We start from the raw sequence: 19,676 nt of genomic DNA, 5'->3' as shown, positions 1-19,676 counted from the left end.
CATGCTCGATTTCGCCGGCCTCGGCCTCTGGACAAACATCGCAATCTTCGCCGTCGCCGCCATTTTCGCCTGGCTGGCGGGCGCCAGGATCACGGGCTACGCCAACATCATCAGCGAGAAGACCGGCATGGGTCAGGCTCTGGTGGGCCTGCTGCTGCTCGGCGGCGTCACCTCTTTGCCCGAACTGGTCGTCGCAGTGACCTCGTCATTCAGTGGCGATGCATCACTTGCCGTCAACGGCATCCTGGGCGGCATCGCGATGCAGGTCGCAATCCTTGCCGTCGCGGATGCATTGATCCATGATCGGGCGCTCACATCCGTGATACCCAACCCGGTCGTCTTCCTGCAAGGCGGGTTCAAGGTGCTGCTGCTTTCCATTGTTGCGGCTTCGGTCGTCGTCGGCGACAAACCAGTGATGTTTGTCGGCATATGGATGTGGCTGCTGGTGACCATCACGGGGATCAGCATGTTCGTCCTGTCCCGGGTAAAGGAAGACCAGCCCTGGATTGCGAACGACGACGGCAGTTCGCAAGCCTTCGAAGATGAACATGTCGAGGAGAGTTCTGACGATGACGCGGGGCATGGTCTGAGCTGGGCTGTCTGGCGGGCCATCGCTGCCGGCGCCGTCATCGTGATCGCAGGCTACGTGCTGTCTCGCAGTGCCGATGCTATTGCTGAGGCTAGCGGGCTGGGTCAGAGTTTCGTCGGCGCGGTATTCCTGGCGATTGCGACCTCACTGCCCGAGGTCAGCACGGTGTTCACCGCCATGCGGGCAGGACTCTATACCATGGCGATGTCCGACATCTTCGGCACGAATATCTTCGACCTCTCCTTCCTCTTCCTGATCGATCTCACGGGTGGCGCCGACGCCGTCATGAACAGTGTCGGACGGTTCGAAGGCTTCGCCGCCCTGATCGCGATCACGGCAACGGCAATCTTTCTGGTGGGACTGGCCGAGCGGCGAGACAAGACGGCGCTCAGAATGGGCTATGATTCACTGGCGGTCCTCGCCACCTATCTCGCAGGCCTCGTTGTTCTCTATTTTCTTCGTGACAGCGGTGGGGGGAACTGATGCAGCTGCCCAATCCGGAACCGCGCCCCGAGGGCGAAGTCGAAGAGCTGAAGCGGATCTGGGCGACCCCGACCGGGTTCCGGCTGGTAACTGCCGTAAACAACACGGTGGTAGGCCTTCTCTATATCGGGGTCGCATTTCTGTTTTTCCTGCTCGCAGGGGTGCTTGCGCTGTTGATGCGAACCCAGCTGGCTGTGGGCGAGAACAACTTCATAAGTCAGGACCTCTACAACCAGATGTTCACGGTCCACGGCACAACGATGATGTTCCTGTTCGCCGTACCTGCCGTCGAGGCGCTAGGCGTGATGCTGCTGCCACAGATGCTGGCTGCGCGGGATCTGCCGTTTCCGCGTTTGAGTGCCTTCGCCATCTGGGCCTATGTCGTCGGCGGCCTGGTCTTCTTCTCGACCATTTTCTACGACCTCGCACCGAAAGGTGGGTGGTTCATGTATCCGCCGCTGACGCTGAAGGAGTATTCGCCGGGCGACAATGCCGATTTCTGGCTATTGGGGATCGGCTTTATCGAGATATCCGCGATTGCAGGCGCGATCGAAATTGTCGTCGGGGTGCTCAGAACCCGCCCGCCCGGCATGTCGCTGACCAAGATGCCGATCTTCGCCTGGTCAATGCTGATATTTGCCAGCATGATCATGTTCGCCTTTCCGGCCGTCATTCTCGCGACGATGATGCTCGAAATCGAGCGCGCGTTCGGGTGGCCCTTCTTCACTGCAGCGCTGGGGGGCGATCCCATCCTCTGGCAGCATCTTTTCTGGTTCTTCGGCCATCCCGAAGTCTACATCATCTTCCTGCCGGCGGCGGGGCTGGTATCGATGATGATACCGACCATGGCCCAGACGCCTCTCGTCGGCTACCGGCTGATCGTCGTCGCGCTGATCGGAACTGGCTTCTTCAGCTTTGGGCTCTGGGTCCATCACATGTTCACGACGGGCATACCGTCCCTCAGCCTCGCCTTCTTTTCTGCGGCCAGCATGACCGTTGCCATTCCCTCCGGTATCCAGGTCTTTTCATGGATCGCCACCATCGCGTCAGGCAGGCGCCGCTTCCGGATCACAACCCCATCGCTGTTCATCCTCGGGTTCTTGTTCATATTCACGCTGGGGGGACTGACCGGGGTCATGGTCGCCATGGTTCCGTTCGATTATCAGGTTCATGACACCTATTTCGTCGTGGCGCATTTCCACTACGTCTTGATTGGCGGCATGGTCTTTCCGCTGTTCGCCACGTTCTATTACTGGACGCCAATGGTCAGCGAACGCATGCTCTCCGAGCGGCTGGGACGATGGGTCTTCTGGCTGATGTTCATTGGCTTTAACGTCACCTTCCTGCCGATGCATCTCACGGGCTTGCGAGGCATGCCTCGACGGGTCTGGACCTATCCCGGCGATATCGGCTGGGATACGCTCAATATGATCTCCACGCTGGGTTCCTACATTCTGGCAATAGGCGTGCTGATATTCGTTGTCGATGTTGTCAGGAATTTTCGCGTAGGGGAAGGCGGGCCGGAAAACCCGTGGGGTGCCGGCACCCTCGAATGGCTTCCCAATGATGTCTATTCGACGCGCAGCATCCCGCTTGTTGAGAGCCGGGAACCGCTCTGGGACCGGCCAAGCCTGCCCGATGAGGTGAGGAACGGGCATCACTTCCTGCCCAACGCTCCCACGGGCGGTCGGGAAACGATCGTCACGTCGCCGATCAATGCTAGACCGCAATATGTGATCCAGATGCCGGGACCGGGTTGGTCGCCTTTTCTCGCAGCGATCTTTACCGCCGCGTTCTTCCTGCTGCTGACCGTCAAGCTGGTGACCATCGCAATGATCTGCGGTGGACTAGCGATCGTCTTCTGCGTCGTCTGGACCTGGGGACTGGATCCGGGCCCCTCTAAGGGCGAGATCGACATCGGTGGGGGTATCAAGCTTCCGACCTATATGACCGGCCCCAGTTCCCACTCCTGGTGGGCGATGGTCGTGTTGATGTTCGTTGCGGCCTCTCTCTATCTGGCTTATGTGTTTGCCTATCTGTTCCTTTGGCTCGTGTCGCCAGAGGTGTGGGCGCCCATAGGTTCGCCCCCGCTGCCCGGCTCGCCGTGGCCGCTGATCTCCGCCCTTCTCTTAACTGCCGGCGCCGTGATCGTCCGTATCCTCGACCGCGGGCTCGGGACAATGAGTGGCTCAGCGGCACTCGTTCCTTCCTTGATTTTCCTATCGCTCGTCTGCCTTGCCGGCGCCCTGCTCGTTGAGATCTTCGGACATTTCGCCAGTGGTCTGGGCGCGGGCGACAACGCTTATGGGGCAATGGTCTACCTGGGAGCTGTTCTCTTTGCACAACTTGTCTTCGTCCTCTTCATCATGGGATTGTTCACTATGGCGCGGCATATCACTGGACGCCTGGACGGCGAGCGCCGCGTGACGTTCGACAATTTTAAGCTCCTCTATTTTTATGCGGTTGCGCAATCGCTGACAGGACTGATCCTGATTCACGGTTTTCCGCGATTGATCGGGTAGGGTGTCATGAAGGATCCGAGCAAAGAAACACCCATCGCGGGAGCCCTGCTGTTCATGCTGACAGGGCCTATCCTCTGGGCCGCACACTTCCTGATGGTCTATAGCGGGCAGGCTACGATATGTGCGTGGCGGTCCAACGGCTTTCTGTTGCTTCCGGAGGGCTACGTTTCCTTGCTCGTGCTTGCCGTGACCGTCGTCGCTGAAGTTGTTCTCGTCTACGCTTTATGGAGGCCCAGCGCGATTGCGCGGCTTCTGAATTTCGACGTCGACGATGCCGAGAACCAGTGGTTTGCGACCAGGGCAATGCGATCGTTGGTTGCCCTGTCGATTTTTGGCGTCACTGGAGGGGGCGCTGCAGCCCTGGCTCTGGATGCCTGCATTTAGCATCGTTTTAAGTTTGTTTCAGCGCCGGCATCAAGCGGCGGCGTTCACCTAGTTGAAGAACAGCGTCCTGGCCAGACGTCGAACCTTGCATGGCCGAACTGTGGACGCCGTCGGGTATCCATTGAACGTCCCGGTGAACGTCCCGGCGCAGAGATGTGATGTCAGGCATCTGCCACGATCGGGAGCTTCGCTGATCGGGGTCGCGATGCGGAGTGCTGCTGGGCCCTTCCGTGGACTATAAAGCCAGTGGTAAGACACCGACCCATCCCGAAAGATTCTACAATTGCGCCTACTGGTCCCGCGGAAATCATCTTCCGCTTTCCCGATCGAGGACCGGCGCGATACCGCTCCTGACACTGTCTTCCAGCTTTTCCAGAACGACGAAGAGGGAGGCAAAGACAAAAGGAAGAGAAGAGTAAAAAGCAGAAGGCCGCCGATGACGGCAATCACCGTCAGCGCGCAAAATTCTCTACCTATGTCGTGCGCGAGAGCAAGTGGGGCCATGGGTGCGCAGATGACAATCGTCGTCATCGTGGTTGGCCTTGTGCGCTTGTGGCAAATGCCAATCATGGCGGATGCATGGCCAGCACCACCATTACCGCTTCCGATGCAAATTTGACGACTATCTCGCGTTCTTCGTACGATACCCATTCGCCTCAGCAAGCCAATGACGACTGGTGGCTCGATGCCCGAACCGCACAGATGCATGCCTTGCAGGATCTACCAGAGCTGCACTCAATAGCCTGTCATGAGCCTAATGGCACAGTTGACGGGTGCGAGATGGGGCTGCGAACTCGTCGATCAGATAGAGTACCGGATCTGGCAGTCATGGCGGCTTCATTCCGCCGGGAGCGCTGTCGAAACCGTATGCCATGCCGGTCATAGCTGAGTAAGGATGTTTTATTGGCTACGGATAGCTGTTCCAGGCCATCCAAGACCCAATCTTTGGGAGCACGACTTTCCACGTGATAAGACGTCCAGCTTCTTTGTCGCTGAGGTCTCTTGATGGCCGTGGAGGTTCGGCCCGCAATCCGAGAATCCCACCAGTTCGAACCCCAGTGCGGAGTGGCAAAACCGGAAGCGGGCTTTGAGGCTAACCTTGATTTCGGCTTTCACGTCGTCGATCCGGCTCCAGCGGTCCCCTGCGAGAACAACGTGGCCATCCAAGGCGGCTTGGGGTTCCAGCATCTGCCACAGATGCACATGGTGCACGTCCTTGACCCCAACTCCGCCCCGCACTGTTTCGACCACTTCACCGCCATCGAGCTCTGGCGGACTCCCCAGCATCAGAATGAGGATCGGGTCGCCAGTCTCGGAAAAGGCGAGGTCAAGGATTTGGAATGCATTGCTTATCGTGATCGCAGGCTCTACCCAGCGCATTTCGTAGAGAAGGAGCAAAGCACCGCCGATCTTCACAGCCACAGAGGCGAGCGCGTCGGACAGGTTGTGCAAGAAGAGCGCGCGAATATTCACGCGACCCTTCCGCATAAAGGATGTCAGAGCTACTGTGATGGTATTTACCGCCAGGGCGAGACGAGCCAGTATCACAACCGTCCAGCCGTCGACTTCTGTCGGGTTCAAGAAGCGCATGCCGCCTTAGCAGATAAGGTAGAAGCCCATTAGAATCAGCCTCGTATCATTGGCGAGCGCAGCCTCCACTTCGATCCGACCGATGTCCGCAGCAGATTTCAACCGCATCCTGTCGATTGGCATGGACGAGCATGAGCCTGAACTGCGTCGGCCGGATGACCCAGTGGTGACGCCTGCGGTCGTCGGATTTGCAGGTGAAGCTTAAGCGCCGTTCATATTCGAGCAGGAGCGCGACCGGGTTATGCGACTTTCGGCGCGGATCGTTCGAAATCGGCTGTTTCGCCGTCTCGTTCTTCAGGCTTGTAGCAAACGATGCGCCATCACGGGATTGCAACTCATCAATGGCGGCGGTCGAGCGTAGGTTGATGCCATTCACATTCGTCCGGTGGAAGCGCGTGGACCTGACATTCTTTCCAACGGAATTACCCTTTCGGGTACCGCACACTGCTTGTTTGACCGCGGTCTGATTGGCCTTTGGGACGATCTTGATATCCTGATGCCGCGTCAGGCGAATGATCCTGACAGCATTCAAGGACTCCTTAACAAGACCGGGAAGGCGATCGTGCCTGGCAGGGTCTTCGAGCGGCCACATCCCCAGTTCCTGAGATGGCACCGTGAGAACTGCTTCAAGCAGTGAGCGCCAGGGTAAGTCTGGCATTGTAGCTTCATCCCGATCAGGTCTATTTCGGTCAGTTGGCGGCCAGTGATCCGAAAATCATCCCGATCGGTTCGTTTTGACTTTCCTTCATGCCGCCTGGAGATATAATCATCCCGGTAAGGGTGGTAATGGAAACGATCAAAGATGCAAAAAGCCTCGGCATGCTGATCCGTCAGGAGCGCAAACAGCAAGGCTTGACCCAGGAGCAACTCGCCGGGGTGATTGGTGTGGGCGTACGGTTTCTGCGTGAACTCGAGGCCGGCAAAGAGAGCTGCCAGATTGGCCGTGCGATGCAAGTCCTGACTGGTTTGGGCCTCGCTGTTTCGGTCGGGCGACGCCAGGGTCCGCGAACATAATCCGCGTCTTGGACGTCTATTTTCGCGCCACCAGGGCCGGCGTGCTCGCCCGGCTTGACGACGGCCTACTGACCTTTGCCTATGATGGCGCCGATCTTCTTGACCAGACGTCGCGGGCGATTTCGTTCTCGATGCCTGTGCGAGAAGAGCCATTCGGTGATCAGGTGGTTCGCCCCTTTTCTCCGGGCTCTTGCCAGATGAGGGCGCGCGGCAACGCCTTGCGGGGGCGCTCGGCCTTTCGGCAGGCGACGCTTTCGGGCTTCTCGAAATCATTGGGGGCGAATGCGCAGGTGCCTTGTCACTCTACCCCACCGGCACGGCGCCCGAACCTACCGGCCAGTCCCAAGCCGAAATTCTCACTTCGGACCGTCTGGATGAAATTCTCAGCAGGTTGCGGATCCGGCCCTTGCTTGGTGGAGACGAGGGCATTCGCCTATCGCTCGCCGGCGCGCAGGATAAACTGGCGGTCATTGTCGATGGAGATTCCATTGCCTTGGCGAGAGATGGTTGCCCAACGACCCATAGCCTGAAACCAGTCATCCAGGCGTTGGAAGGCACGGTGGAGAACGAGCATTTCTGTATGCGGCTGGCTGCCCGCCTCAAGCTGCCGGTACCCGATGTCGAGATACGCCTAGACGGAGCGACTGCCTTTCTCCTGGTTGAGCGTCATGATCGGACGAAAGCTGCAGACGGCATCATTGAGCGCCTGCACCAGGAAGACTTTTGCCAGGCCCTGAGCGTCCCGCCGGAGCTGAAGTATGAGGCCGATGGCGGACCGGGGACAGGACAGGCTCTCGGACTGATCGACCAGGCCTGCGCGAGGCCCGTCGTGGATCGGTTGCAATTCATCCGCATGCTGATCTTCCATGTCTCGTCGGCAACGCCGATGCCTATGGCAAGAACTACGCCCTGCTTTATGGCTCCGATGGACCGGATCTGGCGCCGATCTACGACGTCGTTTGCACGGCCGTGTATCCCCGCTTCTCGAAGAGGCTCGCCATGAAGATTGGTGGCCGCGATCTGCCCGACACGATCCAGCTGAAGCATTGGGCGACACTCGTGCCCGGAACCGAATCTTCTCAGCGCATCCTTGTTCGCGATCTTGCCCAAATGGCGGAAGGGATTGTGAGCGAGGCCGATGCCCTTGTTGCAGAACTGGCCGGCGAGGGGATTAGGCACCCATCTTGAACGCAATTCGCAAGGTCATCTCAAGCCGGGCTGGCTCATTGCAGAGAGCCGTGGAGCAGGTGTCTTAAGCAGTTGAGAGGTCGCGGATATCCGACGACTTGTCCTTCGGCAAATGGGCCGGTGGCTCATATTCCATCAAGGCGATCGAGCTACCATCCCACCCTGCCCGCTATCCTGCCGCTGGTTATACTGTTTTTAAAAAACAGTATAACCATGGAATAGAGCTTAAGAAGTCTATTGACCTCATGTACCAGACGATGCTTGCCGAGCTAGGTCAACGCTCGCTCGACGCCGCTTGGATGGCCGATTTCCCTCCGGATGGTCGGTTCACCCCCGCAAACATAAAGGGTCGCAAATACTGGTACTTCGACATCCCCGATGGACACGGTGGTACGAAACGTCGTTACGTCGGTCCTGCCAATGATCCGGATATATCGCAGCGCGTCGCTGATCATAAGCGGGACAAGGACGATTTACGCGCTCGCAGGCGCTTGGTAAATACCCTGACCCGCGAGGGCGGAATGATCGCCCCTGACGCCATGTCGGGTGACATCGTCGAGGCTCTCGCCGGCGGCGGTCTCTTTCGACTCCGGGGTATTCTCATCGGCACGGTGGCCTTCCAGTGCTATTCAGGACTGCTGGGCGTCCGCCTTCCCATGGCTGCGATCCTGACCGGCGATGCGCACATCGCCCAAGACTATGCCATCAGCCATGAGGTTGAAGACAGCCTGCCTCCGATCATTGAACTGCTAAAGGGCTTTGACGCCAGCTTCCGGCCAGTTCCCCATCTATCAGGATCCGAGGCCTCGTCGGCGTTCCAGAATGCCGACGGCTATCGGGTTGAATTCCTGACGCCGAACCGTGGTTCGGACGACGATATCGACCAGCCGGCGAAGATGCCCGCCCTCGACGGTGCCAGCGCGGATCCGCTGCGCTTTCTCGACTTCCTCATCAGGGATCCAGTCAGAACGATTCTGCTCCACCGAAGCGGTGTCCCAGTCGTCGTCCCGGATCCGTCCCGGTATGCGGTCCACAAGCTCATCGTCGCCAGCCGCCGACACACTGACGGGCAGGGGCCGGCGAAGCGAGACAAGGACATACGTCAAGCTGCGCTGCTCTTTGAAGCCCTGCAGCAGACGAGGCGATCCGCTGACCTGGCGCTAGTCTACAATGAAGCTTGGGAGCGCGGACCTGCATGGCAGGAAGGTATACTAACCGGGGCGGGAATGCTGCCGGCACAAGACGCCGAGCGGTTAAAGACGGCCCTTATCGAGGGAGCAAAGAAGAACCGCGAAGAAATTGAACTTCCGTTTGGAGAATAGGCTGTCGTCCGCTTCGAAAGCCAGAGAGTTGCTCTGATACGAAGTGGCGAAGACAAACATGGTGTCGAGAGTTCGATTTCGCTCACGAGCTGGGATGTCTGCAGCGTTCGGGTTGGTATGGAGCATGCTCATCAGTCATTCAGGTACGTTGAACGAGCGACGGAAATAGGTCCTTACAGCAGGCCACTTGTCTTCGGCCGATAGTTGGAGGAATTGATCAGTCATACGTCACCATTCCGACGCTTCGCGCGAGCCAGTTTGGAAACTGAGGTGCTGCAGCGACAAGTTCGTTGAACGCTTCTGGGGCCAGTTTCCGCCTGATGGCAAAGAGTGCGTCTTCCGCTCGCTCCGGCCCCAGCCAGGCGAGTGCGCGAACAGCTACGCCTGCTGACCGGTTGGCGAGGGATAACTGCCAGCAAGGGACATGCTTGAGCTCGACCTTTTGGCTTCCGACATTGATAGTCCGGCTGCGCCCAGAGGTCAGGTAGATGGAGCGGACTGGAACTTGCGTGGTGAGCCCAAGGGCATTGGCTGCCGCCGCACCATTCGCCGCAACACCAAGGCTGCCAAGCGCTTTTTCTCCAGTGTGGTCAGACAATTTGGCAAGCCAGGCGTCGTCGTAACTGACAAGCTTGGCAGCTGCCTCAAGCCGATACAGGCCATCGCGCCGAATGCCGATCATCGGGCTCACAAGGGCTTGAACAATAGAATTGAAAATCCACGCCGTCTGTCCCGGAAACGCGAGACGATTATGGGGAGGTTCAAATCGCATCGTCAGGCGCAACGTTTTCTGTCAGCTCATGACCAAATCAACACGATCTTTCGGCCATGCCGTTACAACCTCACCGCCATGTCATACCGCCACGCGAGGGCTGACGCATTCTGCCTATGGGCAGACCATACTACTGAAATGAAAGACTGGTTTTTCCTCATCGGGACCGTCGCTACGACGCTCAAACAACTTGGCAATACCGTCGGCTCGACCCATCCCTATCGCTTGCTCGGCAACGAGCGTCGGCCTTGAGTTACCTCGATGAGCTATCCTACCAAAACCTAGAGAAGCCGCGCCGCCCTTCCGCTCCGCCTGGTCGCGCTATTGTAGTATTCCGATGCCTGCTGAACGGATCGATGCCGCGACTGCTCCATGGCCTCTGGGAGTGGAATCCCGCGGTTCGCTGCTTCAGTCAGCTAGCCGGAACGCAGACCATGGGCCGAAAATTCCGCCGGATCGAGCCCGGCCAGTTCAGCCCGCTGTTTGACGATGTCGTTAACCGCCTTCGGGTCGAGCGGCCGGCGCGAAACATTGCCCCACCGATCGATTGCCCTGAAGACCGTACCATGGTCGATTTTTGCAGCCACAAGCCAGGCGTTCAGCGCCTCGACCGGTCGACCGCTGATGTAGACTACTTCATCACGGTCGGCGGCGCTGGTTTTGGTGCGACCGAGATGAATGGAAAAAGATAGCAGGGGAGGGCCCCCATCTAACTGGATCGGCTCTTCCGGTTGCAGCTGCTCGATCCTGAGGCCAGCGATTTCGCTGCGGCGACGGCCACCCGAGGCAAAGGCAACCATTAGGATCGCACGGTCCCTGACATCACGCAGGCTTCCCGTCTTGCAGGTTGCGAGCAGTCTGGATAGGATATCCCCGGTGACGGCCTTGGCGCTTTTTCGCTTCCGTGGCCGTGGCGTTGCACGCACCGCAAGTCGAATTGCGGATCTGAGGGCAGGGGAGCTGAAAAAGCCATCCAGCCCGCGCCATTTCGTCAATGTCGACCAGGTGGAAAGACGCCGGCGCACGGTGTCGGGTGCATGCGGTCCGAGCGTCCGCAGAAATCCCTGGATCCGGAGCTTGTCGTCGACATCCGCGGGCATCCCGTGTTCCGGATCCGTCAGACCCCTCTCTGCGCCCCACAGGTGGTGCGCGACGAATTTGAGAAGCAGCGCTTCGGGTGCTGGCCAGGGGAGCGAGCGGCCCGTTGCGGCCAGCGACCAGGCCTGCAGGTAAGCAAGATCGGAGGCCAGCGCGCGCAGCGTGTTGGCACCCATGCCCTCGTTGACGAGATGGCGAAGGGTCTCGATGTCCTGATCGGTCAACATTTCCGCCAGCTCGTCTCGTCGGTCCATGGGTAGAACGGCGGCAATCGTATCGAGTGTCGCTACTCGGGCCGCGAGCTGCGCAGGGCGATCAATGCTCATGCTCAGGCGATCCAAACACCGCCACACCTTCTGCATTGGCAGCCTCTACCAGTCGACGGTCGAGCGTGGCCAGAGGGAGTTGTTCGAGAAGTGCTAGAGCGAGGTAGGCGGCATCGTATGCGCTGAGACGGTATTTCCGGGACAGACGCACTACCTCAGTGTCGTCGCCGGCTCCACTCAGTTGCAATGGCAGGTCGCGAAACCGTGCCAGCGCCGAATGAACAAAATCGGCCGAAATCCGCTCGCGTTTCTCGGCGCTCAGTAGAATGCTGCGAATTTCATGCCGAAGCAGATCGGGCGCCACCGCGTCTTCCTCCGCCATGCGGGTCATTGCCCGCTCGGCGGTTGCATTGTCCTCGTCCGGCAGCAACCACGCGCCAGCGATGGAGGCATCAACGACAAAGGCCATCAGCGCCGGCCTTCCTGCTTCCATTCCTGGATTTCTTGATGGGTGACGGGCTTGGCCTGCGCGCGCAACGCTCGCAAGGCCTCGATCGCGGTCAGTCGCTGACGGCGTTCGTCCATGGCCACCAAACGCGCTACAGGATCGTTTCCACGGGCAATTATAAAGTCCTCGCCAGCTTCGACGCGAGCAAGCAGTTCAGACAAATGCGTTTTTGCCTCGGCGACTTTAACTGTAACAGTCATGGGCAATTCCCTCGCTCATATCTCCTGCGATTTGAAGATAGGCTAGCCGTGGTCGCCGATATGGTCAATAGGTTGACTAGTTAACATTCGATAAGGGATATTTATCGAGGGCTTAGTCTAGTCGACTTAGGGCCCGGCGGTTCGATTCCTTTCAAGAGCGAGATATGACCATCACTCGCCGTCGACCAAGGCACAGGTCAGACTCCTAGACGACCGAGTAACGGACCTGTGGCGGGTGCGACGATGCGACGATCTGTCTGTTTCAGAGCACTTCGTATGGCGTTGCAATTGCAGCTCGCGACGGTGCCACCTGGAAATCCCTCGGAAGCATGCGGTGATGCGCCATGACCATCTGGCAGGTGCTGCGGGCGTCCTGCCGCAGGTCGTGATGAATGACGAAGGTGAGATGGCCTCGGGCCAGGAGGCTTCGGTTGTCGGCGTCGAGGTCATGGGCGGCAAAGACGTCGATCCGGCGCTTCTCCTCCTCGAAGGCGCGGAGGATCGCCCGGTTGCCGCCACCGATCGAATAGACGGCCCGGATCTCGGGGTTGGCGCTGAGCGCTGATTTCACCAAACTCTCTGTGGTGCGATCGACGCCGAAGCCTTCCGAAATCGTCACGATGTCAAGATGCGGCGCGTCCTTGTAAAGGGCGTCGCAAAAACCATGGTGGCGATCCTCCTCGCCGGAAAAGCGGGCGCTCGACAGCGTCAGCAGCACCTTGCCCCCGTCCGGCCCCGCCATGCGTGCCATGAGATAGGCGGCGGTCGCCCCTGCCACGTGATTGTCCATGCCGACATAGCCGAGACGCGATGGCGCGGGCAGGTCGGTCACCAGGGTCACCACAGGAATGCCGCTCGCCATCAACTCGGCTGCCATCGCCGCGATCGCCGGCGTCGAGGGCACCTTGACGACGACGCCATGGCTGCCGCGCCGGCGAATGCGCTTGAGGATAGCGAGGAGATCGCGTTCCTCCATAGTCTCGGCCACGTGAAAGCGCGCCGATAGCGAAGCCGGCCGCATGCCCGGCAGTTCGGCATCGAAGGCCGTCCGCACGGCATTCGAAAACCGCTGCGGCGTTTCCATGACGACGTCGATAACGAGGCGGCGCCCGCCGATCCTCGCCTCGGCATATTGCCGTTCCAGTTCCGCGATCGCCGCCTCGATGCGAAGTCCCGTCGCCTTCGCCACATGCCCGCGACCATGCAGCGCCCGATCGACGGTGGCGAGACTGAGGCCCGATTGCAGGGCGATGTCCTTGAGCGGGAAGGGCGGGCGCATGGTTTGGGCCTTGAGGTGCTTTTGAGGTGTTTTGCCGCTAATCTCTCGCCCGTCGCCTGACTATGGTCAAGGTGGATGAGGAATTCGGGAGGAGACCATGGACCAGAGAACACTGACCAGCCGTCGCCGCGACAAGGTCTGGCTCGACAGTCAGGCCGGCGACATCGAGGCCTTCAAGGCGCTGGTGGCGCAAAAGACCAGGCGCGAAGACTGGCCGTTCGCCGCCGGGGTGGAGAAGAACGTGCTCCTCTATAACGGATCGGCGGTGCGCGACATCGCCCGCGATCCGGAGGCCCGTCGCGAATTGATGGCCGAATGGGTCGAGGTCTTCACGAATGGCCCCGGCGTCATCGTCATCAAAAATGCCATTGCCGATCTTGCGGTCGTCGATCGCGCGACCGAGGTCTTCAACGGAATCGTCAAGGCCGAGAAGGAAGGCGGCAAGGCGGCCGCTGACCACTTCGCCAAGCCCGGCGCCAATGACCGCATCTGGAATTCGCTGCAGAAACACGCGCTCGCCGACCCCGACAATTTCGCCCGCTATTATGCCTCGAACGCGATCGCCATGGCGTCGGAAGCCTGGCTCGGCCGCGGCTATCAGATGACGGCGCAGATGAACCGGGTAAACCCCGGCGGCAAGGCGCAGGTCCCGCACCGCGATTATCACCTCGGCTTCATGTCTCCGGAACAGATGCAGGCCTATCCTGGCCATATCCACGCGGTCTCGCCGCTACTGACGCTCCAGGGCGCAGTCGCCCATTGCGACATGCCGGTCGAAAGCGGTCCGACGCTTTTCCTGCCTTATTCTCAGAGCTTCTTCGAAGGCTACCTCGCCTTCGGCCGGCCGGAATTCCAGGCTGTGTTCGCCGAGAGCCACGAGCAGCTGCCGCTGTCGAAGGGCGACGCTGTCTTCTTCAATCCGGCCCTGATGCATGGCGCCGGCAACAACGTCTCTAAGGACATCTGGCGCATGGCGAACCTGCTGCAGGTCTCCTCGGCCTTTGGCCGCGCCATGGAGAGCGTCGACCGCGACGCGATGTGCAAGGCGGTCTATCCGGCGCTGTTCGCGGCCCATAGGACGGGCACGCTGACTTCGGCCGAAATCGCCAATGCCATTGCGGCCACCGCGGAAGGTTATGCCTTCCCGACCAATCTCGACAGCGATCCGCCGGTCGGTGGCCTTGCGCCGAAAACGCAGAACACCATGATGACGGAAGCACTCGAGGCGGGCATGGAGCCGGAGGCCTTCGCAGCGCTCGTCGAGACACAGGCTGCCAAGCGCAGGGCATGAGGAAGACAATGGGAGGACTGGACAACAAGATCGCCGTGGTCACCGGCGGCACACAGGGGCTGGGCGCGGAAGTCGCGCGGCTGTTTGCCGAGCGCGGTGCAAAAGGCCTGATCATCTGCGGCCGCAGCCGCGAGAAAGGGGAGGTCACGGCCCGTGAAATTGCGGAACGGTATGGCACCTCGGTGCATTTCGTAGCCGCTGATCTCGGGGAGGTTTCCGATTGCCGCCGGGTCGTCGCTGCTGCCGATGAAAAGTTCGGCCGTGTCGATGCCATCGTCAATGTCGCTGCCATCACCGATCGCGGCACGATCCTCGACACCGACGAGGCGTTGTTCGACCGAATGTTCGCGATCAATACCCGCGCGCCCTTCTTCCTGATCTAGGATGCGGTGAAGCTGATGCTGCGCGATGGCGTCGACGGCACGATCGTCAACATCTCCTCCATGTCATCGATGGCCGGTCAGCCCTTCATCGCCGCCTATTGCGCCTCCAAGGGCGCGCTCGATACGCTGACCCGCAACGTCGCCTTCGGTCTGTTGAAGAACCGCATTCGCTGCAACGGGCTGAATATCGGCTGGATGTCGAGCGACGGCGAGGATCGAATCCAGCGGGAATATCATGGTGCCTCGGCGGACTGGCTACAGGAGGCTGCCGCCCGCCAGCCCTTCGGTCGGCTTGTCGACCCCGCCGAAGTGGCACGCGCCTGTGCCTATCTCTCGTCGGAGGAGAGCGGCCTGATGACCGGCGCCACCATCAATTTCGACCAGTCGATCTGGGGCGCGTATGAGGACAGCCCCCATCCGCGGTACAAGATGACGCTCTGAGGAGAGGCGAGGGAAGCCGTGGAACCCCCTTCGGGCTTCCCTCCGGTGTAACCATCGCTTCGATGTGCTGGTATCGCTTTCCTAAAAGCACCTGGCTCTTTACGATCTGCTTGGGCAGGGAAGTGGCGGCAAGGGCGCACTCATTTCGGGCGCTTGGCCAGGTGGTCTGTCCACTGAAATAGACAACAGGATTGCGCGCTCTAAGATTATTGCGGGCTTATGGACTCGACGTTGATCCACGCGCCAGCTTCTAGCGATTGTGCCGCCGCATGCACTGTCCGCTCTATTTCCAGGCCACGTTCGAAGTCGATGACATAGGCGTCGTGTTCGCCAGAGATCGCCTGGAGCAGCTCATGGCACTCAATCACCTTTAGTTCGTTGAAGCCTAAACCATGACCCGGTGCAGGGACAAACTCGCGATAGGGCGGATGGGGCGGTGCCGCGAGTATCGTACGGTAGCCCTGAAGATCAGCCGGATCTTCGGTCATATAGATCTGCAGCTCGTTCATCCGCTCCTGATCGTAGAGGATTGATCCCCTGGAGCCGAAGATCTGTAGCGCAATTCGACCTTTCCTGCCCCAGGCTGAACGGTTGACCATCAGCACACCCGAAGCGCCTAGCTCAGTCCTAAACAGAGCCTGGGCGATGTCGTGGTTCTCGACATTGCGACGACCACCATTATTGGCCGGCCTGTCTGGATAGGGTTTAGCCATGTCGGCGACGACGGAGGTGATGCGTCCATGGAGGACGGCCAGCAGCGAAAGCGGGTGAACTGCGAAGTCATCGAGTGCGCCGTATCCGGATTTCTTTTCACTCTTCCAGTAGAAGGGCTCGGCCGGATCGGCCATATAATCTTCATCCATCTCGAGTCGGATGTGATTGACGTCGCCGATCCTGCCTTCGGCAATCAGTTTGCGCGCATGCCGGATCATGGGGTTCTGGATGTAGTTGTAGCCGAGGATCGCCGTCTTGCCTGAGAGTCTTGCTGCATCTCGCATGCGGGTAGCATCTTTGAGAGATGTTGCCATCGGCTTTTCGCACCAGACATGTTTGCCAGCTTCCAATGCTGCCACTGCCATATCTGCGTGAAACTGGTTCGGGGCCGCGATGGAGACTACATCGATTGCGGGATCGGAAATCAGGTCGCGCCAATCTCCTGTCCCTCGGCTGAAACCAAATGCCTCAGCCTGCTGTCGCGCAAGTTCCGGGGTTGCATCGGCGAGTGCGACGAGCCGCGGACGGCGGACGTCTGGAAAGACCGTCGCTACAGAAGTCCATGCAAGAGCATGGCATTTGCCCATGTAGCCAGAACCAATCAACCCCACACCCAGTCCCATCACGCCCTCCCAGCGGTTAGAGGCTCATTCGAACGCTATCAGAAACACGGTGCAGCAACACCCGCACGGCGATGGGCCGCGATCACGGTATTGGCCATCAGCATGGCAATCGTCATTGGTCCCACACCGGCGGGCACCGGAGAGATGGCCTTGGCGATCGGCTTGCATTCGGCAAAGGCGACGTCGCCCACCAGCTTGGACTTGCCCTTGCCCTTTTCGGGAGCTGCGACGCGGTTGATGCCGACATCGATGACGGTCGCGCCCGGCTTCAGCCAGTCCGCCTTGACCATTTCGGCTCGACCGACGGCAGCGACCAGAATATCCGCCTGACGGGCAAGTTCGGGCAAATCGCGGCTCTTCGAATGGCCGATGGTGACGGTGGCGTTGGCATTCAGCAGAAGCTGCGCCATCGGCTTGCCGAAGAGGTTGGAGCGACCAATGACGAGGGCGTTCAGGCCCGAGAGATCCTTGCCATGAATCTGGCGGACCAATATCATGGCGCCGACGGGCGTGCAGGAGATGAGCCCGCTCTTGAGGTCTCAGGTTGCGAGTTTACCGGCATTGAGGATGTGCAGACCGTCGACGTCCTTTTCCGGCAGGATCGACTGGATGACCGGCTCGCTTTCGAGATGTTTCGGAAGGGGGAGCTGGACCAGAATTCCGTCGATATCTGGATCGGCGTTTAGCGCGGCGACCAGCGCCATCAGGTCTTCCTGCGAGGTCTGTTTCGGCAGCGTATGCTGAATGGAGTTGAAGCCGCACTGCTTGGCCATGCGGCTTTTCGCGCCAACATAAGCATGGCTTGCCGGGTCGTCGCCGACGATGACGACGGCAAGGCCGGGTTTGCGATGGCCGGACCTTTCGAGCGTCGTTGCCGCTACGGTTACCGCTTCGATGACCGAAGCGGCGGCCGCCTTTCCGTCGATGATGACTGTCATGTTCACCCCATGCGCTCGGAGGCATAGGAGCCGGGGCTTGCCGGGAAGACGACCGTGCGGTTGCCGTTGATGAAGGTCCGGTGGTGGATATGGGCGTGGATCGCGCGTGCCAAGACCTGGCTTTCGACATCGCGGCCGATTGAGACATAGTCTTCCGCCGACTGCGCATGGGTGATGCGGGCAACATCCTGTTCGATGATCGGACCTTCATCGAGGTCGGCGGTCACGTAGTGGGCGGTTGCCCCAATCAGCTTCACGCCGCGCTCGAAGGCCTGCTTGTAGGGGTTGGCACCCTTGAAGCTCGGCAGGAAGGAGTGGTGAATGTTGATGACTTTGCCCGACATCTTGCGGCACATGTCGTCGGAGAGAACCTGCATGTAGCGGGCGAGAACGATGAGCTCGGTGCCCGTCTGCTCGACCAGATCCATAATGCGGGCTTCGGCTTCCGGCTTGTTCTCCTTGGTCACCTTGATGTGGTGGAAGGGGATATCGTGGTTCACGACGACCTTCTGATAGTCGAAGTGGTTCGAGACGACGCCGACGATGTCGATTGGGAGCGCGCCGATCTTCCAGCGATAGAGCAGGTCGTTCAGGCAGTGGCCGAAACGCGACACCATCAGCAGCACCTTCATGCGCTGGGCTGCGTCATATAGGTTCCAGTTCATGTCGAACTTCTCGGCGACGGCCACGAAGCCCTTTTCGAGTTTGGCTTGCGCTGCGCCTTCCTCCGAGATGAAAGAGACGCGCATGAAGAACTGTCCGGTATGAAGATCGTCGAACTGGGACGAGTCGACGATGTTGCAGCCCTGGTCGGCCAGATAACCCGAGATCGCAGCAACAATGCCACGAGTGGACGGGCAAGATACGGTCAATACAAACGGCGTCATGGATGTCGGATGCTCCGGATATCTTTGGAGGTGGTACAGTTTGAAAAAGGGCGATGCGGATCCCAATTTCTTCGCATCGCCCCAGTTGGCCTGGGAGGTTTAGGCGCGGGATTTTTTCTTTTGGCGATGCACATCGATCACAACGGCAGCGATAATAATCGCGCCCTTGACGATCTCCTGATAGTAGGCCCCAACCTTGAGAAAGGTGAAGCCGGACGTAACGACCCCCAGGATGATCACGCCGATTACAGTACCCGTGATGCGGCCAACACCACCGGCGAGCGATGTGCCGCCGATCACGGCTGCAGCAATAGCGTCGAGTTCGAAGGCGACTCCCATATTAGGCTGGCCGGATTGTGCACGCGCCGCCAGCATCACACCTGCAACGCCCGACAACAGGCCCGCAACCGCATATACCTTGATTAGGTGCTTTCCGATGTCGATGCCGGACACGCGTGCGGCTTGCGGGTTTGCGCCGATGGCATAGGTAAACTTGCCGTAGCGGGTGTAGCAAAGTGCAATGTGACAGATCGTGGCCACAATAAAGAAGACGATCACCGTCCGCGGAACCGGAAACCCCCAGAGATCGAAGCTCTGTCCCAACCAGGTGAAGTTGTCGTTCAAGAGAGCGACGGGCTGGCCTTCCGTATACCATTTGGCAAGACCGCGCGCCGACACCATCATGCCGAGCGTAGCGATGAAGGGCGGTATTCCCGTCTTCGCGATGATAACCCCGTTGATGTAGCCAAGAAACGCGCCGAGTAGAATACCCGCCATAATGGGCCAGAAAGGGCTGGAATCGATGAACCAGTCCAGTCCGAAAGCGGCATATTCCGGTTGTAGAAAGACGGCGCGCGCATTGAGCGATGTTTGCGCAAAACTCGCCACGACCATGGCGATGAAACCCACCATCGAGCCCGACGAGAGGTCGATACCGCCCGTGATAATGACTTGGGTAACGCCGACGGCAATGATCCCGGTCACGGCCACTTGCAACACGATGATCGAGAGGCGCTGCTTGTTTCCTAGGAAGCTCTCTCCGACGACGTACCAGCCGATGATTTCGAAGACGAGTGCGATTCCAATCAAGACGGCCAGAATCGAGAATTCTGGCGGTAAACGGCGTACTTTTTTCAGGCCCGTCTTCGACGTTTCGCCGAGTTCGTTGGTGGCATCTGACATGA

General features: G+C 59.5%; 14 protein-coding genes and 7 pseudogenes. 10 read left to right on the top strand and 11 right to left on the bottom strand.

The window, feature by feature from the left end; all coding sequences use genetic code 11:
* Position 1 precedes the first annotated feature (1 nt).
* Genes FE840_RS19705 through FE840_RS19695 form a run of 3 tightly spaced genes read left to right on the top strand, consistent with a single transcriptional unit; the run spans position 2 to position 3,978 of the window.
* Positions 2-1,072, top strand: coding sequence for a sodium:calcium antiporter (locus FE840_RS19705; RefSeq protein ID WP_138289164.1), 1,071 nt, complete (start codon positions 2-4; stop codon positions 1,070-1,072).
* Positions 1,072-3,594, top strand: coding sequence for a cytochrome c oxidase subunit I (gene ctaD, locus FE840_RS19700; protein WP_138289165.1), 2,523 nt, complete (start codon positions 1,072-1,074; stop codon positions 3,592-3,594). The genes FE840_RS19705 and ctaD overlap by 1 nt, the downstream gene beginning before the upstream one ends.
* 6 nt (positions 3,595-3,600) lie before the next feature.
* Entirely contained in the window at positions 3,601-3,978 is a 378-nt protein-coding gene (locus tag FE840_RS19695) for a hypothetical protein (RefSeq protein WP_138289166.1), read from the top strand.
* Between the two features lie 48 nt (positions 3,979-4,026).
* Here the strand turns inward: FE840_RS19695 and FE840_RS21225 are convergent, their stop codons facing one another.
* Both FE840_RS21225 and FE840_RS19685 read right to left on the bottom strand, forming a co-directional pair.
* On the bottom strand, positions 4,027-4,629 hold the full coding sequence (locus tag FE840_RS21225; RefSeq protein ID WP_425502226.1) for an efflux RND transporter permease subunit: 603 nt from the start codon (positions 4,627-4,629) through the stop codon (positions 4,027-4,029).
* 249 nt (positions 4,630-4,878) lie between these two features.
* Positions 4,879-5,559: a cation efflux transmembrane domain-containing protein gene (locus FE840_RS19685; protein ID WP_425502225.1), complete on the bottom strand. Its 681-nt coding sequence runs from the start codon at positions 5,557-5,559 to the stop codon at positions 4,879-4,881.
* 85 nt (positions 5,560-5,644) lie between these two features.
* On the opposite strand from FE840_RS19685, the pseudogene FE840_RS21015 reads away from it, so the two are divergent.
* The 4 genes and pseudogenes from FE840_RS21015 to FE840_RS19660 all read left to right on the top strand — a co-directional run.
* Positions 5,645-6,205: pseudogene (locus FE840_RS21015) on the top strand (HNH endonuclease); the annotation flags it as partial.
* 149 nt (positions 6,206-6,354) lie between these two features.
* Complete coding sequence (locus FE840_RS19670; protein WP_138289169.1) at positions 6,355-6,582, top strand: helix-turn-helix domain-containing protein; 228 nt, start codon at positions 6,355-6,357, stop codon at positions 6,580-6,582.
* A gap of 41 nt (positions 6,583-6,623) precedes the next feature.
* Positions 6,624-7,770, top strand: a pseudogene (locus FE840_RS21145) (HipA domain-containing protein).
* Between the two features lie 245 nt (positions 7,771-8,015).
* Entirely contained in the window at positions 8,016-9,092 is a 1,077-nt protein-coding gene (locus tag FE840_RS19660; protein WP_138289206.1) for a nucleotidyltransferase family protein, read from the top strand.
* A 217-nt stretch (positions 9,093-9,309) separates the two neighbouring features.
* On the opposite strand, the pseudogene FE840_RS19655 reads toward FE840_RS19660, so the two are convergent.
* Positions 9,310-9,648: pseudogene (locus FE840_RS19655) on the bottom strand (DUF6088 family protein); the annotation flags it as partial.
* Here FE840_RS19655 and FE840_RS19650 point away from each other — a divergent pair.
* Positions 9,640-10,005, top strand: a pseudogene (locus FE840_RS19650) (DDE-type integrase/transposase/recombinase); the annotation flags it as partial. The pseudogenes FE840_RS19655 and FE840_RS19650 sit on opposite strands and share 9 nt — an antisense overlap.
* A 140-nt stretch (positions 10,006-10,145) precedes the next feature.
* On the opposite strand, the pseudogene FE840_RS19645 reads toward FE840_RS19650, so the two are convergent.
* The 4 genes and pseudogenes from FE840_RS19645 to FE840_RS19630 all read right to left on the bottom strand — a co-directional run bounded on the left by FE840_RS19645 (position 10,146) and on the right by FE840_RS19630 (position 13,215).
* Positions 10,146-11,288: pseudogene (locus FE840_RS19645) on the bottom strand (tyrosine-type recombinase/integrase).
* Entirely contained in the window at positions 11,278-11,697 is a 420-nt protein-coding gene (locus FE840_RS19640) for a type II toxin-antitoxin system VapC family toxin (protein ID WP_138289170.1), read from the bottom strand. Before FE840_RS19640 ends, FE840_RS19645 begins: the two are co-directional and overlap by 11 nt.
* Positions 11,697-11,936, bottom strand: a complete 240-nt coding sequence (locus FE840_RS19635) for a type II toxin-antitoxin system Phd/YefM family antitoxin (RefSeq protein WP_138289171.1) — start codon at positions 11,934-11,936, stop codon at positions 11,697-11,699. The genes FE840_RS19640 and FE840_RS19635 overlap by 1 nt, the downstream gene beginning before the upstream one ends.
* Before the next feature lie 262 nt (positions 11,937-12,198).
* The gene (locus FE840_RS19630; protein WP_246318952.1) at positions 12,199-13,215 is read right to left on the bottom strand and encodes a LacI family DNA-binding transcriptional regulator; all 1,017 of its coding nucleotides are present in this window, start codon (positions 13,213-13,215) and stop codon (positions 12,199-12,201) included.
* Between the two features lie 97 nt (positions 13,216-13,312).
* Here FE840_RS19630 and FE840_RS19625 point away from each other — a divergent pair, with 97 nt between their 5' ends.
* Together FE840_RS19625 and FE840_RS19620 are read left to right on the top strand one after the other, a co-directional pair.
* On the top strand, positions 13,313-14,506 hold the full coding sequence (locus FE840_RS19625; protein ID WP_138289173.1) for a phytanoyl-CoA dioxygenase family protein: 1,194 nt from the start codon (positions 13,313-13,315) through the stop codon (positions 14,504-14,506).
* Positions 14,507-14,514: 8 nt separating this feature from the next.
* Positions 14,515-15,330, top strand: a pseudogene (locus FE840_RS19620) (SDR family oxidoreductase).
* Positions 15,331-15,536: 206 nt separating this feature from the next.
* Here FE840_RS19620 and FE840_RS19615 read toward each other — a convergent pair.
* The 4 genes and pseudogenes from FE840_RS19615 to FE840_RS19600 all read right to left on the bottom strand — a co-directional run bounded on the left by FE840_RS19615 (position 15,537) and on the right by FE840_RS19600 (position 19,674).
* Positions 15,537-16,670 carry a Gfo/Idh/MocA family protein gene (locus tag FE840_RS19615; protein WP_171033806.1) on the bottom strand — a complete coding sequence of 378 codons (1,134 nt, stop codon included), beginning with the start codon at positions 16,668-16,670 and terminating at the stop codon, positions 15,537-15,539.
* 35 nt (positions 16,671-16,705) lie between these two features.
* Positions 16,706-17,605: pseudogene (locus FE840_RS19610) on the bottom strand (bifunctional methylenetetrahydrofolate dehydrogenase/methenyltetrahydrofolate cyclohydrolase).
* 2 nt (positions 17,606-17,607) lie between these two features.
* Positions 17,608-18,492 carry a formyltetrahydrofolate deformylase gene (gene purU, locus FE840_RS19605; protein ID WP_138289175.1) on the bottom strand — a complete coding sequence of 295 codons (885 nt, stop codon included), beginning with the start codon at positions 18,490-18,492 and terminating at the stop codon, positions 17,608-17,610.
* 99 nt (positions 18,493-18,591) lie between these two features.
* Positions 18,592-19,674, bottom strand: coding sequence for an ABC transporter permease (locus tag FE840_RS19600; RefSeq protein ID WP_138289176.1), 1,083 nt, complete (start codon positions 19,672-19,674; stop codon positions 18,592-18,594).
* Positions 19,675-19,676 lie beyond the last annotated feature (2 nt).

It is taken from the genome of Peteryoungia desertarenae (assembly GCF_005860795.2).
In the GTDB taxonomy this organism is placed as follows: Bacteria; Pseudomonadota; Alphaproteobacteria; order Rhizobiales; family Rhizobiaceae; genus Allorhizobium; species Allorhizobium desertarenae.
The sequence above is the reverse complement of the archived record's forward strand: the minus strand, read 5'-3'. Positions and strand labels throughout refer to the sequence as shown.

Bases quoted from the DNA above. Each gene is read 5' to 3' on its own strand.
- FE840_RS21225 (WP_425502226.1), bottom strand. From the start codon at position 4,629: ATGGGTATCGTACGAAGAACGCGAGATAGTCGTCAAATTTGCATCGGA.
- purU (WP_138289175.1), bottom strand. From the start codon at position 18,492: ATGACGCCGTTTGTATTGACCGTATCTTGCCCGTCCACTCGTGGCATT.
- FE840_RS19630 (WP_246318952.1), bottom strand. From the start codon at position 13,215: ATGCGCCCGCCCTTCCCGCTCAAGGACATCGCCCTGCAATCGGGCCTC.
- FE840_RS19705 (WP_138289164.1), top strand. From the start codon at position 2: ATGCTCGATTTCGCCGGCCTCGGCCTCTGGACAAACATCGCAATCTTC.
- FE840_RS19600 (WP_138289176.1), bottom strand. From the start codon at position 19,674: ATGTCAGATGCCACCAACGAACTCGGCGAAACGTCGAAGACGGGCCTG.
- FE840_RS19625 (WP_138289173.1), top strand. From the start codon at position 13,313: ATGGACCAGAGAACACTGACCAGCCGTCGCCGCGACAAGGTCTGGCTC.
- FE840_RS19660 (WP_138289206.1), top strand. From the start codon at position 8,016: ATGTACCAGACGATGCTTGCCGAGCTAGGTCAACGCTCGCTCGACGCC.
- FE840_RS19640 (WP_138289170.1), bottom strand. From the start codon at position 11,697: ATGGCCTTTGTCGTTGATGCCTCCATCGCTGGCGCGTGGTTGCTGCCG.
- FE840_RS19695 (WP_138289166.1), top strand. From the start codon at position 3,601: ATGAAGGATCCGAGCAAAGAAACACCCATCGCGGGAGCCCTGCTGTTC.
- ctaD (WP_138289165.1), top strand. From the start codon at position 1,072: ATGCAGCTGCCCAATCCGGAACCGCGCCCCGAGGGCGAAGTCGAAGAG.
- FE840_RS19670 (WP_138289169.1), top strand. From the start codon at position 6,355: ATGGAAACGATCAAAGATGCAAAAAGCCTCGGCATGCTGATCCGTCAG.
- FE840_RS19635 (WP_138289171.1), bottom strand. From the start codon at position 11,936: ATGACTGTTACAGTTAAAGTCGCCGAGGCAAAAACGCATTTGTCTGAA.